The following is a 13,876-nucleotide window of genomic DNA, read 5'->3' on the forward strand; positions in this document are numbered from 1 at the left end:
ATCCGTGATGATCAAGACCGACAACCGTTATTCGCAAGCCACTATGATCACCTCACTCACAGATGAGGAGCGCAGGATGGGGCTGTTCAACCGGCGGAAACGGGCTGTTAACCGAGCCACGATCCAGCTCGACCCCTTCGACTACGACCCCGACGCGCCCTGGCTGTACGAAGCCATGGAAAAGGGTGACTGGAAGGAGGCCAGGGACTTCCTGCATTCCCTGGACGACTTCGACAAACGAGGGTTCTATGTGTCCCTCTGCGCGGAAGTCTCCGGCCTGCAGGACTGGATTCAGGAATGGATCGACGCGGAGCCCCGCTCGACCCTGCCGCTGCTGGTCCGTGGCGCCCACGCCGTCCACTGGGCGTGGGAGGCGCGCGGCGGCGCCGTGGCTTCCCAGACCTCCGACGAGCAGTTCAGGGTCTTCCGTCGGCGGCTCAAACTCGCCGAGGACTGCCTCGACGAGGTCGTCGCGCGCGATCCCGGCGACGCCACGGCGTGGAGTTTCCTGGTCATGTCCGCCCGCGGCCGTGGGGTCGACCGGGCCGAGGCGCAGCGCCGGTTCGACGCGGCCGTCCGGTGCGACCCCGAGAACATGCTGGCGCACTCGCAGATGCAGGAGTACCTCACCAAGAAGTGGCACGGCAGCCACGAGGAGATGTTCGACTTCGCCCGCGAGTCGATACAATCCGTACCGCCCGGCAGCGCACTCGGGGTCCTCATGCTGGACGCCCACTTCGAGCAGTTGCGCTCTGTGCCCGCCGAGGAACAGATAGCGTATTTCCGCACCCCGCGAACACTCGTGGAAGTGAAAATCGGCTACGACCTCTCGATCGGCGATCCCGACTACCGGCCGCCATGGGACTGGCCGATCCTGCACAACAAGTTCCTGTTCTTCTTCGCCGTGGCCGGCCAGGTCCACATCGCCATGGAACAGTACGAGGTCATCGGCAAACACGTCACCCGCTATCCGTGGAACCTTCTGAACTCCGACGACCCCGTGAAAGCATTCGTGGAACTGCGCGACAACATCGAAGCCCACGTGTCCGGGGAGAAGTCCTGATGGGAACCAACCAACGCGCCCTCATCACCATGACCGAAGCCGAGGTCACCGAGTTCATCGAGCGGAACCGCACCGCGACGATGGCCACGCTCGGCCCCACCGGCACCCCGCACCTGGTCGCCATGTGGTACGCCGTGATCGACGGCCAGATCTGGTTCGAGACCAAGGCCCGCTCGCAGAAGGCGGTGAACCTGCGCCGCGACCCCCGCATCACCGTGAGCATGGAGGACGGCTGGACCTACGACGCGCTGCGCGGCGTCTCCGTCGAGGGGCACGGCGTGATCGTGGACGACCCCGAGGCGCTGTGGCAGGTCGGGGTGAGCGTCTGGGAGCGCTACTCCGGCGAGTACACCGAGGAGGCCCGCCCGATGGTGGAGGCCATGCTCCACAAGCGCGTCGCCGTCCGGGTCGACGCCGAGCGCGTCCGCTCCTGGGACCACCGCAAGCTGGGCATGCCCGCCCTGCCGCTGGGCGGCTCCACCGCCCAGTACCTGCCCCGGGCCTGAGGTCCCGGGCGGGCGGCCCCGGCGCCGCCCGCCCGGACCCGCTTTCAGGACTCGTCGGCGACCACGGGCAGGTAGACCCGGCCGCCGGCGGCGGCGAACTCCTCTGCCTTCTCCCGCATCCCCTCGGCCAGCGCCTGCTCGGCGTCGATCCCGTGCTCGTCGGCGTACCTGCGGACGTCCTGGGTGATCTTCATGGAGCAGAAGTGCGGGCCGCACATGGAGCAGAAGTGCGCGGTCTTGGCCGGGGCGGCGGGCAGGGTCTCGTCGTGGAAGGCGCGGGCGGTGTCGGGGTCCAGGGACAGGTTGAACTGGTCCTCCCAGCGGAACTCGAACCGGGCGTCGGACAGCGCGTCGTCCCACGCCTGCGCGCCCGGGTGCCCCTTGGCCAGGTCGGCGGCATGCGCGGCGATCTTGTAGGCGATCACGCCGGCCTTGACGTCGTCCCGGTTCGGCAGGCCCAGGTGCTCCTTGGGCGTGACGTAGCAGAGCATCGCGGTGCCGTACCAGCCGATCATCGCGGCGCCGATGGCCGAGGTGATGTGGTCGTAGCCGGGCGCGATGTCGGTGGTCAGCGGGCCGAGGGTGTAGAACGGCGCCTCGTCGCAGAGCTCCATCTGCAGGTCGACGTTCTCCTTGATCTTGTGCATGGGGACGTGCCCCGGCCCCTCGATCATGACCTGGTTGTCGTACTCCGTGGCGATCTTCGTGAGCTCGCCCAGCGTGCGCAGCTCGGCGAACTGGGCCTCGTCGTTGGCGTCGTAGATGGAGCCCGGCCGCAGCCCGTCCCCCATCGACCAGGTGATGTCGTAGGCGGCGAAGATCTCGCACAGCTCCCGGAAGTTCTCGTACAGGAAGCTCTCGCGGTGGTGCGCCAGGCACCACGCCGCCATGATCGACCCGCCGCGTGAGACGATGCCGGTCTTGCGCCGCGCGGTCAGCGGCACGTACGCCAGCCGCACCCCCGCGTGGATCGTCATGTAGTCCACGCCCTGCTCGGCCTGCTCGATCACGGTGTCGCGGAAGACGTCGAAGGTCAGCTCGGCCGGGTTCCCGCCGACCTTCTCCAGCGCCTGGTAGATCGGCACGGTGCCGACCGGGACCGGCGAGTTGCGCAGGATCCACTCCCGGGTGGTGTGGATGTCCCGCCCGGTCGACAGGTCCATGATCGTGTCGGCGCCCCAGCGGGTGGCCCAAGTCATCTTGTCGACCTCCTCCTCGATGGAGGACGCCACCACGGAGTTGCCGATGTTGGCGTTGACCTTCACCAGGAAGTTCCGCCCGATGATCATCGGCTCGATCTCGGGGTGGTTGACGTTGGCCGGCAGCACCGCCCGCCCCGCGGCGATCTCGTCCCGGACGAACTCCGGGGCCACCCCCTCGCGCAACGCCACGTACTCCATCTCGGCGGTGACCTCACCGCGCCGGGCGTACGCGCGCTGCGTCACCGCCCCGCCGCTCGCCCGCCGGGGCCGCCGGTCCGAGAACGCCGCCCGCGCCACCCCCTTCCGCCCGTCGTCCTCCGGCCGGGCGGGCCGCCCGGCGTACTCGGCGGTGTCCCCCCGCCCGGCGATCCACGCGGCGCGCAGCGCGGGCAGGCCGCGCCGCACGTCCGCCTCGTACGCCGGGTCGGTGTACGGCCCCGAGGTGTCGTACAACACCACGGACTCGCCGTTGGTCAGCGGGATCTCCCGCATCGGGACGCGCAGGTCCGGACGGGTCCCCGTCAGGTACGTCTTGTGGGCAGCGGAAATCACGGCATCGCTCATGGCGAACTGCTCCCTACGCCGGCATTACCCGGTCAGGTTCGAGCGGTCGGCGGCCCCTGATGCCGCCCTCTCAGCCCGGTACCGGCCGGGCTCCCGCGTGCTGTCGCCCCGACGTTAACCCGCCGCCCCGGGCTTGCCGCAACCGCCTATGTCGGGGTATGGGACGCAGCGTCCCGTTTCCTTCGAGACACCGATCCGTACCGCCCGAGGCACCGGCTCCCCAGCGCCAGGCCCCGAACGGGCCAACCCAAGGGGGCGAACATGAACACGAGTCAAGAACCTCGTCCCTCCGGCCACAGCGCAGAGATCCATGGGCGAAACCAATCGAGGCACTAGAGGTACCTGAGGTACCGTATGAAGGTCCGCTCCACTCGAAGGGGTGACCCATAGCCATGACGGATGATGCACGTCGGCAGGTAGCGGTCAAGATTTCTCCCGAAGCCGACAAACTGATCACCAGTGGTGCGCACTACCTGCACATGAGCAAAAAGGATCTGGTCGAGGCGGCGGTCCAGTTCTATCTGGACGCACGTCGCGAGGAGATGCAGGCCGGGATGCGAGAGCTGTTGAGCCAACTCGACGGCACACGAGCCTCCCGGGTAGCCCTGCTGGCCGGGATGACTCGCGAAGAGCTCGATTCGGTCGGCGGGGTCGAGGAGGACGACTGACCGTGACCAAACCCGTTCGGCCTACCTTGCGCTGCCTGCGTGAAGACCTGCGGATCGCAATACCGCCGGTGACCCGTCCACTCGACGAACTCGAGCACCCGTTACTGACCAAGGCCACCGAGCGTTTCGCCGAGGAAGGAACACCACACGAGCGAATCCGCTCCATCGACGACCAGGTGTTGTTCAAGGTCAAGGCACAACGATGGCGCGGAGCGGTGTGGGTGGATGTTGACCTGCCATGGCTGGTGGCCTGCGGGCTTCGTGAAGACGGCTCGCTGGACGACTTCTACGCCACGTTGGAGAACGGCGCAAAGGCGGCACGTGCCCGTTATAACGCCGACCACTCCCCGCCGCTCGTCACCGCGACCCACTGCGGACACTTGCTGCCCCGTGAGGAGGACGACCTGCGATATCGAGCCGAGAGCGCAGCTCGTGCCGAGCGCCGACTGGCTTTAGTCGTCCGGGAACTGACCCGCCATTCCCTGCTCAACGGGCACGAGCACGCGACCATGCTCGATGGAGCGGCCCTCGGCATCCACGTCCTGGCCGATCAGGGCCACGAGACCTACGTCGCGATCCGCATCATCGGTTCTGTCCCCAAGCACCTCGTCGCCACCATCATCAGCCTGGTTCCCGGCTGTGACCCCGGCGGCTGGATGTCGGATTACGCCATGCCGGAGCGGGCCATGGCACCCGAAGAGCAGATCTGGTCCAACATCATGGACCCCACCATGGCGGCCAAGCTCCTGGACGAGGATTCCTGAAATCTCCCACTGTGTCGTGACACCGGCCGGAATGATCACCAAACGGTTATCCGGATGGCATCCGGATGGAACCTTCCGATGGTGGGCTTTCGGGATCATCGGCGCCCGGACGCGGACCGGTGGACGGGAGTGGTCGAGATGAACTGCACAACGATCCGGCCGACGAGCATCCAGACCATAGCCTGGCCGATCGGGGCGGCGGTCTTCGCAGGCATAGGCGTTCTCGACGTGGTGTCCAGTTCCCTCGTTCTCAGCCGGGAGACGGGCACCATGCTGCTCGGATTCCGCCCGCCGATCTTCCTGCCTGCCATGGCGATGGCGGCGCTCTATCTCGTGGGGTTCCGGGTCGATCGTCGGCGCGGCATCACGATGCGGGACGGGAACATGGTGGTGACGGGCTGTTTCGGCACGAAGTCCCTGGCGTACGAGGAGATCTCGCACACCGAGGTATTCCGCCGGCTGGGGTCGTCCCGGCTGGCACTGCATCTGGCGAACGGACGCCGGGTGGTGCTCGGCGCTCCACGGCACGGCGGGCTGGAGCCGGACGCCCGGTTCACCGAGAAGGTCGCCGCCATCGAGGGAGAACTCGGCCGCCACACCCGCCCCGGCGGCACGCCGATACTTGGCACGAGTTGAGACCAGGGCCTCTCCTGACACCGAGAGCGGGTCGACCGATGCCGCTCGGCCACGCCCCCCGAGGGCAGGCGCTGGGAAGTGATTTTCGAGACCCGGGACCAAGGCGAGTTGCGGGCGCATCTGCGTCGCGTCACCCGCATCGGGCCCGGTGCCGACAGCTCGCGCACCGCTGAACCGGATCGGATATCCGCTGCTGGGGACCGCGGCCACGTGAGCCGCGCGTGTTCAGCGGTAGTCGTTGAGCCAGTCGCCCGCGATCTGGTCGCGGACCTCGTCGAGGGCTTCCGGCGTCCGTCCCCTCGCGTAGAGGACCGCGCGGTCGTCCTCGCGGAGGAGCACGCCGGGGCCGGTGAACCAGCGGGTGCCCGGGGGTTGCTGGCAGAGCGGGTACTCGGGGAAGGGCAGCCGCGTGCAGTCCCGCTCCAGCGTCTCGAGGTCCTCTTCCTCGAGTTCGCCGAGGAAGTCGGTGAGCTCCCCTGGGGCCTGGACCGACTCCGACAAAACGATCTCGATGAAGGTCAGGGAGAGCCGGTCAAGCCAGCGCTCCCAGATCTCGCTCCGCTTGTCTGCCAGGTCCATGCGGACGAACACGGCGGGGTCGGCCTCACCCAGGTCGGCGACGAGAACGCCCCAGGAGGCGGCGCCCTGGTTCTCCTGCCGGAAGACCAGGGCCTCCTTGCGGTCGTCCAGGTAGAGCTCCGCGGGGCTCAGCAGGGTGTCGTGGTTGCTGGTGAGATCCTCGCGGCGCCCCAGCAGCAGGTACGCCTCGCGCAGGGCCACCGGCAGCCGGACGCCCAACCTCTCCTCGGCCGCCGCCAGGTCCTCCTCGCTCCAGCCGTCCCCGTCCGTCAGGGGCGACGCCCAGTCGCGGGCGAACCCCCGGACGAACCGCCAGGCGGCGGCACGGTCCTCGACGCCCGCGGACACCTCCTGCACAAGATCGAACTTCTGCGCCATGCCGGGAAGGTACCGGCCTCCGGCGACAGACCCGTGGTGGCCGGCTTCTCCCCACCGCGCGGCACTCGACGATCAGGCGGAGGCCGTGACACCTGTCCGAACGATCACCAAACGGTTATCCGGACGGCACTGGGGTGGGATCTTCCGGTGGTGGACTTCCAGGACCGCCGATGCCCGGAGGCGGCAGGAGGAAGGGACTGGGAATGAACGATGTGGTGTTCCGGCCGACGAGTGCGCAGACCGCGGCCTGGCTGGTCGCGGCGGGGATCTGGGTGGGCGGTGCCGTGCTCCACGCCGTGGCGAGCGCCGTCCTCCTCGACGGGGCGACGAGCATGGAGGATCTCGGGTTCAGCCCGGACAGCCTGCTCTTCGACCTGGCGGTCCTGGCGGCCTTCCTCCTGGCGTTCCGGGCCGACCAGCGGCGCGGGATCGCGATGGACGACGCGGGTGTCACCGTGATGGGCTGGGCCGGCACCAGGAGGCTGGCGTACGAGGAGATCTCGCACGCCGAGGTGCGCCGCAAGCTCGGGACGGACCAGGTGCTGTTGCACCTGACGAACGGGCGCAAGGTGCTGCTCGCCGCCCCCAAGCACGGGCGGCTGATGCCGGACGCCCGCTTCGCCGAGAAACTCGCGGTCATCGAAGGGCAACTCGGCCGGCATGCCCGGCCGGGCGGCACCACGACGGTCAGCGCGGGCTGAACCGGACGCCGTTCCCGAGAACGCGAGGACAGGGCCCGCAACGATCCCGATCGACCACTTCGAAAAGAAACTCTGGCCGATCCAGGAAATGCGGCGCAACATGGAATACCTCGATCTCTCGTCTTACGAGTACTTGGAGTTTCCGATTCCAATGTGCTCCATCGGCTGGCTGGGTCACGAACATGGCGTGCAAGACGCCGGTGCACCCCCTCCGGCGGCCACGGATCTGGAGCAGCTCAAAGCCGCTTCCTGGCCCGAGGTGAGCCTTACTCTCGGTTGGCACGAGTGCGAGTTCTGCCCCAAAGGTTCAACATTCAAAGGAAATGGAGAATATCATTACTATATGAAAAACGGCGATGTTTACTCCGCCCCGATGATGATTACGCATTACGTCGAGGAGCATGCATACCGACCACCAGTGGAATTTATGGAGCAATTGAAGGAAATCGGCGAATTGGACTGGGATTGGCGTGCGGAGCGTCTTGCCAAGATACTGCTAGACGAGTCCGAGGATCTGATCTCTCGATCCCGTGGCATTGTTGATCTCGCAAACTGGAAGGACTCCCGAACTCTAGACGCATTGAAACGTGCAGCCCAGGACGAAGAGCTGGCCGATATCGCGGGAGACGAAATCGGCCGCTCCTTGGGGCTGCTTCTGGACTGTGAGTTTGCGGCCGATCTTCACATCGAAGACTTTTCCGACTTTGTCAGGTTCGGAATCAGCCAAACCCGTCGCGAGGCGACTGTTCCAGGTCAGCCTGGAGTCTGCTGATACCGGCGCGCTGGACCTGCGATACCAGCCGCCTGCGCAGGGGCGAGGCATTCACCCAACCGGCCCGTGGCCCGTTCTCCAGAACAGACTTGGCCGGTCGGGCTCGACCCGCACCAAGACCCAGATCTTTCGGCTTGACGTCCTGGCAGGATGTTCGGGGCTATGCTCCGGCCCCATCGGGTACCGCGGCGGAGGGGGTGGCCGTGGGGGACGTGGTGATCCGGCCGGTGTCCCGGCAGGCGGCGCTGTGGCCGGTGTCGACCGGGCTGCTGGTGGTGTACGCCGTGGTCGGGTACCTCGTCGTGGCGCGCTACCACCTCGGCCTGGGGTTGCTGGTCGCGGCCGTCGAACTGGCGCTCGCCGGCGGGTCCCTGTGGGCGTTCGCGGTGGACCGTCGGCGCGGCATCGTGATGGACGGCGCGGGCGTCACCGTGACGGGCTGGGCCGGCGCCAGGACGCTGGCGTACGAGGAGATCTCGCACACCGAGGTGTTCCGCCGGCTGGGGTCGTCCCGGCTGGCGCTGCACCTGACCGACGGACGCCGGGTGGTGCTCGGCGCCCCGCGGGACGGCGGGCTGGAGCCGGACGCCCGGTTCGCCGAGAAGGTGGCGGCCGTCGAGGGCGAGATCGGCCGCCGCACCCGCCCGGTATCTGACGCCCCGCAGTGAGGTTCAGCGGGCGTCGACCGGATCGCCCACCGCGACCGTCCCCGGGACGCGGGGCACGGCGAGGCGGCCGAACATGACCCCGCAGCCGCCTTCGAAGGCCCGGGTCCGGTAGCGGGCGAGGGTGCGCAGCGGGTCGCGGCGGGTCTGCTCGCCGGTGCGCTGGTCGACGGTGGTGACGATGCACCTGGCGCAGGGGGCGACCAGGTCGATCACGGCGGTGCCGACGCGCAGGGTGGTGATGCCGTCCTCGCCGTAGGGGTCCAGGCCGCTCAGCACCAGGTTGGGCCGGAAGCGGTCCATCGGGACGGGCTCGGCCAGCCGCCCGTTCAGGTCGTCCAGGGAGGCTCGGGACAGCACCGACAGCGGGTACCCGTCGGCGAACCGCAGGGTGCCGTCGCGGCGCGTGGTGGGCCGCGTCCCGGTGAACCTGACCAGGCGGCAGGGGCGGCCGAGGAACGCGGAGAACCAGCCGGCGGCCTCGTCGCCCTGGTCCGTCCCCCGGCAGGGCCGGCCGTGCACGGTGACGTCGAGCGGCGGACCGTCCACCACCTCGTGGACCAGGGGCGTGACCTCGCCCGGGGCGTGGACGGTGAGCTTCGCCTCGTCGCGGGCCGGTTCGAGCGTCGCCAGCCGGGGGACCTCTCGCTGCGACAGGTGCCGCCGGTCGGGCCTGACCAGCATGAACTCGCGGTCGTGGCGGAACCCGGCCGGCGTCAGCCCGGCGGCGGTCAATGACGTGCCGGCCGCGCCCTTCAGCGGGTAGGCGGTCAGCTCGGCGACGGTGATCGTTGGCAGCGGGCCCATGACCGCACCGTACGGCCACCTCCCAGGGAAGGCCAGGGAAAGCGGCGTTACCTGACACGATCCCGTCAGGTATCAATCGGGGTGCGTCCCGCCCGCCCGAGGAGGATGATCGGCGGTATGGAGATCAGGCTCGCTCCGGAGCTCACGCTGTTCCTGCCCGCCCGGGACCGGAACGGCCCTGTGCGGGTGGACGCCGACGGCACGTCCTCCCTGGGGCACGTGGTCGAGGCGCTGGGGGTGCCGCTGCCCGAGGTGGGCCGCCTGGTCGTGGACGGGACGGAGGTCACGGCCGGCCACCGCCCGGCCGCCGCGGAGATCGTCCACGTGCACGCGGTGACCCGCCCGCAGCCCGCCCCGCCCCGGTTCCTGCTGGACGTGCACCTGGGCACGCTGGCCCGCCGGATGCGCCTGGTCGGCCTGGACACCGCCTACCACAACGACATGGACGACCCCGAGTTGGTCGTCCAGGCCAACACCGAGCGGCGGGTGCTGCTCACCCAGGACCGCGGCCTGCTGCGGCGCCGGGCCCTGTGGTTCGGCGCGTACGTGCGCGGCTCCCGCCCCGACGACCAGTTCGCCGACGTGCTCGACCGGTTCGCCCCGCCGCTGGCCCCGCGCACCCGCTGCACCGCCTGCAACGGCCTGCTCGACCCGGTCGCCAAGGCCGACGTCGCGCACCTGGTCCCCGAGGGAACCCGCCGCACCCAGGACGAGTTCGCCCGCTGCCGCGACTGCGACCAGGTCTACTGGCCCGGCGCGCACAGCGAACACCTGGAGTCGATCATCGCCGCGGCCCGCCGCACCGGTTCCTGACGGGGCGTCCCGCGGCTCCGCCCGCGCACCGGTCGCCGGGGACACCGGCACCGGACGGCGCGGCGCCCGGTGGAACGGCTCCGGTCCACGAAGGCGCGGCACCCGGCCGCCCGGCGCGGCGTCCGTCCTCCGCCGCGATTCCGGTCCGCGCGGGCGGGGCTCCGGAGACGACGTGTCGCGGGCGGGCGGCGTGCCGGCGTTCCGGTCCGTGCGGGCGGGGCGCCGGACTCCAACGACGAGGACCGGCCGCCGGGCCTGACCCCGGTTCGCACGGGCGGGTCGGCGCGGTGTCCCCCGCAGTGCCTCCGGTCCGCGCGGGCAGGAGGCCGTGGCCGCCTCCGTCCCGGGAGAGCCGCCATGGGACATGCCGTAGCCGGCCGCGCGCCCTGGCCGTAGCCGGACGCGGAAACCCCGTGGCCACGCGGGCGTCCCGTGCGATTCTTGGCGCATGGCGCACCCCCACGAGGAGCGGGAGAGCCCGCTGTCGGCCGAGGAGATCGTGCAGATCCAGCGCACCGCCGACCCGGCGCTGCGGAACCTGCGGATCACCCACGCCTACCACCTGCTCGCCGTGGGAATGGCCGGGGTCCTGGGCGGCCGGGACGCAACCTGGGGCCTCTTCGGCACGTGGGCGTCCCGGACGGCCGGCCGGTTCATCCGCGGCGAGCTGGGCCTGGGCGGGATCCGGCCGCTGCCCGGCCCGCTCCCGGCCTGGGCGGGCCGCTGGCTGCTGCACACCGTCGCCCCACACGTGGGCGCCAACGTGGCCGAGGGCAACCGGCTGGTCTTCGCGGAACTGGGCCCGCTGTTCCACACGACGATCACCGCGTACGCCGAGGAGACCGACCGGGAACGGGCGCTGGCCCGCGTCCTGGAGACGCTGACCCCCGGCCCGATCGAGACCGGCGGCCAGGACCTGCTGATCGCCGGGATGCGCTCCTACCACCGGGCGCTGTCGGCCCCCGGCCCCGCGGCGCGGGCGCAGGCAGTGCTACTGGCCAACCTGCAGATCAGCCTGCACGAGCAGACCCGCCTCCAGGAGGCGATCGCCGGTTCGCTCGCCCCGCCGCTGCGCGCCCCCTTCACCCCCGCCCCGGTGAAGGCCCTGGCGGCGCGCGTCTGGAGCCGGTTCGCCACCGGCCTGCTGATGGACCTGAACATGCCCGCGGCGGACTTCACCACCAGCCGCGTCCTGATCCCGCTGCGCCTGGGCCGGGACGTGGGCGGCGCGCACGGCTCCACCGACTACCCCGCCGACCTGGCCGAACTCGACGACGTCGAACTCAAGGCCCTGCTGTACGACCTTGACCGCACCCCCGACAGCCTGCTGGGCAGCGCCGCGACCGACTGGACCGTCCTGGCCGAGCGGCTGAACTACCTCGCCGACCTGTTCCGCCTCTGGCAACAGGACCCCTGCCTGCACCAGCCCCCCTTCACCCCCGAACAGTCGGCGGCCATCCGCTCCGGCCACATCCCGGGCGGCCCGCCGCTGTGAGCACCACCCGGTGATCCTTGAGGATTCGAAGTGCCATGGCCCCCTGGATCCTCAAGGATCACCCGCCTTGGGCGAGGAGCCCGGGCGGGGCTGGTGGTCGTCGTGTTCGGTGCAGTGGCGGACGATCTGTTCGGTGACTTCCACGGTGTCGTGCGGCGGGTGGGTGTGGGTGCTGTGGCCGGGGGTGCGGTAGGTCAGGGCGTCTGGGCGGATCCACACGTGCACACCCGGCCGGACGCACAGCACGGCCATCTGTGGGTGGTGGGCGCCGTGGATGCGGCCCAGTCCCCGGGCTGACAGCAAGGTGTGCATCCGGGTGGCGGTCTGGGTGGTGGCCTGGAGCGCGGGCGGGTGGGCCGGTGGCAGCCGGTGGGTTGGTAGGGGCAGGGTCAGATAGACCGCTTTGCCTGGTACAGGCCGGTCGCCCAGGCGGGAGCGGGTGCGGTGCACGCCCCATTGGCCGCCGTGTTCGGCGGTCAGGGCGTCCACCAGTTCCAGTCCCCGCCCGCCCTCGGCCTGTGCCGGCGGGCGTACCGGTGTGTAGGAGCGGTAGGCCAGCCACGGTGCGGCGTCGAACACCTTCACCACCACCTGGGGGCACGGCTTCCACCGCAGGTACGCCCACACCTCCGGCCACCCCGGCCCGCGCTCCCCGGCCGGCGCCCGCCCTGCGTAGGCGTGGCGGTGGACGTTGGTCGCCAACTCCGAGGCGACCACCGCCACGTCATAGGTCACCTCGGCGGGAAACCCCAGCCCACCGAACACCGACCTGACCACCGCCCGCGCGAACCCCGCCCCGGACTCATCCGGCGGCAACGCCCACACCGGAAACGCACCCGCACCCAGATGCCGCAGATCTTCTTCGACCATGGACCCGCCTCCATCCCCGGGCGGGAACCTCCCGGTTCTCCGCCCGTTGCCGTGACCAGAGATCTACGCTGTGTGCGCATCCGGCCACTGACATGATGAGCGTGCAAGTCGCATGACCTCAATGGGATTTGCATGATTGCCTGAACGAATTCGGCCAGCAACTCGGACTAATGCCTACATAGGAGGCATCACTTTCATGGCGGTCGTCTCCAGCCCCACCACCCGAGGCCGTCGCCTGGCCTTCGAACTCCGCAGGCTGCGCGAGCAGACCGGGCTGACCCCCACCCAGGCCGCCCGCCAACTCGGCTGGTCGCTGAGCAAACTCACCCGGATCGAGAAGGCCCAGACCCAGCCCAAGAGCACCGACATCACCGCCGCCCTCGCCCTGTACGGGGCCGACAGCGCCACCCACGCCTCACTCGTCCAACTCGGCAAGGACTCCTGGCGACGCGGCTGGTGGACCGCCTACGCCGACGTCTTCGCCGGCAGCATCGTCGCCCTCGAAGACGAAGCCGCCCAGATCACCGCCTGGGAACCCCAACTCATCCCCGGCCTCCTCCAAACCGAGGACTACGCCCGCGAAATCATGAACCTGCGCAACGAGGATCCCGCCGCCACCCACCGGCGCATCGTCGCCCGCATGAACCGCGGCATGCTCCTACGCCGCCCGAACGCCCCAAGATTCCACGCCACCCTCGATGAATCCGTACTCCGCCGGAACATCGGCGGCACCAAGGTGATGCGCAAGCAACTGACCGCGCTCCTCGAGGCCGCCGACCGACCCAACATCACCATCCAGGTCGTACCGTTCGACGCGGGCGCTCATCTGGGCATCGAAGGAGCGATGGAACTGCTCTGCTTCGCCGACGACGCCGAACTGGACGTCGCCTACGCCGAAGGACCGATGGGCGACATCTACCTCGAAAGTACAGAAGAGGTGACCCGCATTAGGCTGGCACTCAAGTCCGTCCACGACACCGCGCTGCCCCCGGACGAGTCACTACGCCTCATCGCCACACTCACCGGAAGATAACCCCGGCCCCAAGGAGTGCCGCCAACATGATCGACTTGTCACACGCCATCTGGCGTAAGTCTCACCACAGCGGCACCGGCGACAACTGCGTCGAACTAGCCGCCCTCCCCGGCGTCGTAGCCATCCGCGACAGCAAGAATCCCCAGGGCGGAACCCTCATTCTTACTAGAGAAATCTTCCGCATCTTCACCGAAACACTAAAAAAAACCTGAGGGCCCCACCCACTTAGAGGACAATGCCACTAAGTTAGGCATGTTGCGAGGACGCGGATGGTAGGCGGCTCATTGTGTCGAGTTCCGCGATGATGGGGTTTCTTGACGATATAAGCGTTGTGGCGACCTCGTTTGATCACGCGTGGGT

At 69.2% G+C, this 13,876-nt stretch carries 16 protein-coding genes and 1 riboswitch; of the genes, 12 read left to right on the forward strand and 4 right to left on the reverse strand.

All coding sequences use genetic code 11. The features are described from left to right. The first annotated feature begins 7 nt into the window (after positions 1 to 7). On the forward strand, positions 8 to 1,063 hold the full coding sequence (locus DPM19_RS32640; RefSeq protein ID WP_111871948.1) for a tetratricopeptide repeat protein: 1,056 nt from the start codon (positions 8 to 10) through the stop codon (positions 1,061 to 1,063). Beyond that, the gene (locus tag DPM19_RS32645; RefSeq protein ID WP_111871949.1) at positions 1,063 to 1,569 is read left to right on the forward strand and encodes a pyridoxamine 5'-phosphate oxidase family protein; all 507 of its coding nucleotides are present in this window, start codon (positions 1,063 to 1,065) and stop codon (positions 1,567 to 1,569) included. Before DPM19_RS32640 ends, DPM19_RS32645 begins: the two co-directional genes overlap by 1 nt. A 44-nt stretch (positions 1,570 to 1,613) precedes the next feature. Here the strand turns inward: DPM19_RS32645 and thiC are convergent, their stop codons facing one another. Beyond that, positions 1,614 to 3,335 carry a phosphomethylpyrimidine synthase ThiC gene (gene thiC / locus DPM19_RS32650; protein WP_111871972.1) on the reverse strand — a complete coding sequence of 574 codons (1,722 nt, stop codon included), beginning with the start codon at positions 3,333 to 3,335 and terminating at the stop codon, positions 1,614 to 1,616. Then, positions 3,329 to 3,442: riboswitch (TPP riboswitch) on the reverse strand. Its footprint overlaps the gene before it by 7 nt. A 285-nt stretch (positions 3,443 to 3,727) precedes the next feature. Between thiC and DPM19_RS32655 the strand changes: the two genes are divergently transcribed. The 3 genes from DPM19_RS32655 to DPM19_RS32665 all read left to right on the forward strand — a co-directional run bounded on the left by DPM19_RS32655 (position 3,728) and on the right by DPM19_RS32665 (position 5,403). After that, a complete protein-coding gene (locus DPM19_RS32655) occupies positions 3,728 to 4,003 on the forward strand; it encodes a hypothetical protein (protein ID WP_111871950.1) in 276 nt (91 codons plus the stop codon). 2 nt (positions 4,004 to 4,005) lie between these two features. Then, positions 4,006 to 4,767, forward strand: coding sequence for a hypothetical protein (locus tag DPM19_RS32660; RefSeq protein ID WP_111871951.1), 762 nt, complete (start codon positions 4,006 to 4,008; stop codon positions 4,765 to 4,767). A gap of 138 nt (positions 4,768 to 4,905) precedes the next feature. Continuing rightward, positions 4,906 to 5,403, forward strand: coding sequence for a hypothetical protein (locus DPM19_RS32665; protein WP_146779079.1), 498 nt, complete (start codon positions 4,906 to 4,908; stop codon positions 5,401 to 5,403). 225 nt (positions 5,404 to 5,628) lie between these two features. Here the strand turns inward: DPM19_RS32665 and DPM19_RS32670 are convergent, their stop codons facing one another. Next, the gene (locus tag DPM19_RS32670; RefSeq protein WP_111871953.1) at positions 5,629 to 6,360 is read right to left on the reverse strand and encodes an SMI1/KNR4 family protein; all 732 of its coding nucleotides are present in this window, start codon (positions 6,358 to 6,360) and stop codon (positions 5,629 to 5,631) included. Positions 6,361 to 6,563: 203 nt separating this feature from the next. Here DPM19_RS32670 and DPM19_RS32675 point away from each other — a divergent pair, with 203 nt between their 5' ends. The 3 genes from DPM19_RS32675 (at position 6,564) to DPM19_RS32685 (ending at position 8,501) form a co-directional block, all read left to right on the forward strand. Continuing rightward, on the forward strand, positions 6,564 to 7,061 hold the full coding sequence (locus tag DPM19_RS32675; RefSeq protein WP_111871954.1) for a hypothetical protein: 498 nt from the start codon (positions 6,564 to 6,566) through the stop codon (positions 7,059 to 7,061). A 100-nt stretch (positions 7,062 to 7,161) separates the two neighbouring features. Continuing rightward, positions 7,162 to 7,833 (forward strand): DUF7919 family protein, encoded by a 672-nt coding sequence (locus DPM19_RS35070; protein WP_146779080.1) that lies wholly within the window; start codon positions 7,162 to 7,164, stop codon positions 7,831 to 7,833. A 203-nt stretch (positions 7,834 to 8,036) separates the two neighbouring features. Further along, entirely contained in the window at positions 8,037 to 8,501 is a 465-nt protein-coding gene (locus DPM19_RS32685) for a hypothetical protein (RefSeq protein WP_146779081.1), read from the forward strand. 3 nt (positions 8,502 to 8,504) lie between these two features. Here the strand turns inward: DPM19_RS32685 and DPM19_RS32690 are convergent, their stop codons facing one another. Beyond that, the gene (locus DPM19_RS32690; protein WP_111871957.1) at positions 8,505 to 9,305 is read right to left on the reverse strand and encodes an MOSC domain-containing protein; all 801 of its coding nucleotides are present in this window, start codon (positions 9,303 to 9,305) and stop codon (positions 8,505 to 8,507) included. Between the two features lie 117 nt (positions 9,306 to 9,422). Here DPM19_RS32690 and DPM19_RS32695 point away from each other — a divergent pair, with 117 nt between their 5' ends. Continuing rightward, on the forward strand, positions 9,423 to 10,118 hold the full coding sequence (locus tag DPM19_RS32695; RefSeq protein ID WP_111871958.1) for a Mut7-C RNAse domain-containing protein: 696 nt from the start codon (positions 9,423 to 9,425) through the stop codon (positions 10,116 to 10,118). A gap of 448 nt (positions 10,119 to 10,566) precedes the next feature. Next, entirely contained in the window at positions 10,567 to 11,613 is a 1,047-nt protein-coding gene (locus DPM19_RS32700) for a hypothetical protein (RefSeq protein WP_111871959.1), read from the forward strand. Between the two features lie 51 nt (positions 11,614 to 11,664). On the opposite strand, the gene DPM19_RS32705 is transcribed toward DPM19_RS32700, so the two are convergent. Next, a complete protein-coding gene (locus DPM19_RS32705; protein ID WP_111871960.1) occupies positions 11,665 to 12,483 on the reverse strand; it encodes an ATP-binding protein in 819 nt (272 codons plus the stop codon). A 196-nt stretch (positions 12,484 to 12,679) separates the two neighbouring features. Here DPM19_RS32705 and DPM19_RS32710 point away from each other — a divergent pair, with 196 nt between their 5' ends. Both DPM19_RS32710 and DPM19_RS32715 read left to right on the forward strand, forming a co-directional pair. Next, positions 12,680 to 13,516, forward strand: a complete 837-nt coding sequence (locus DPM19_RS32710) for a helix-turn-helix domain-containing protein (RefSeq protein ID WP_111871961.1) — start codon at positions 12,680 to 12,682, stop codon at positions 13,514 to 13,516. A gap of 26 nt (positions 13,517 to 13,542) precedes the next feature. Then, positions 13,543 to 13,728, forward strand: a complete 186-nt coding sequence (locus DPM19_RS32715; protein ID WP_111871962.1) for a DUF397 domain-containing protein — start codon at positions 13,543 to 13,545, stop codon at positions 13,726 to 13,728. Positions 13,729 to 13,876: the final 148 nt, after the last annotated feature.

The organism is Actinomadura craniellae, from assembly GCF_003289645.1.
Lineage (GTDB): Bacteria > Actinomycetota > Actinomycetes > Streptosporangiales > Streptosporangiaceae > Actinomadura_D > Actinomadura_D craniellae.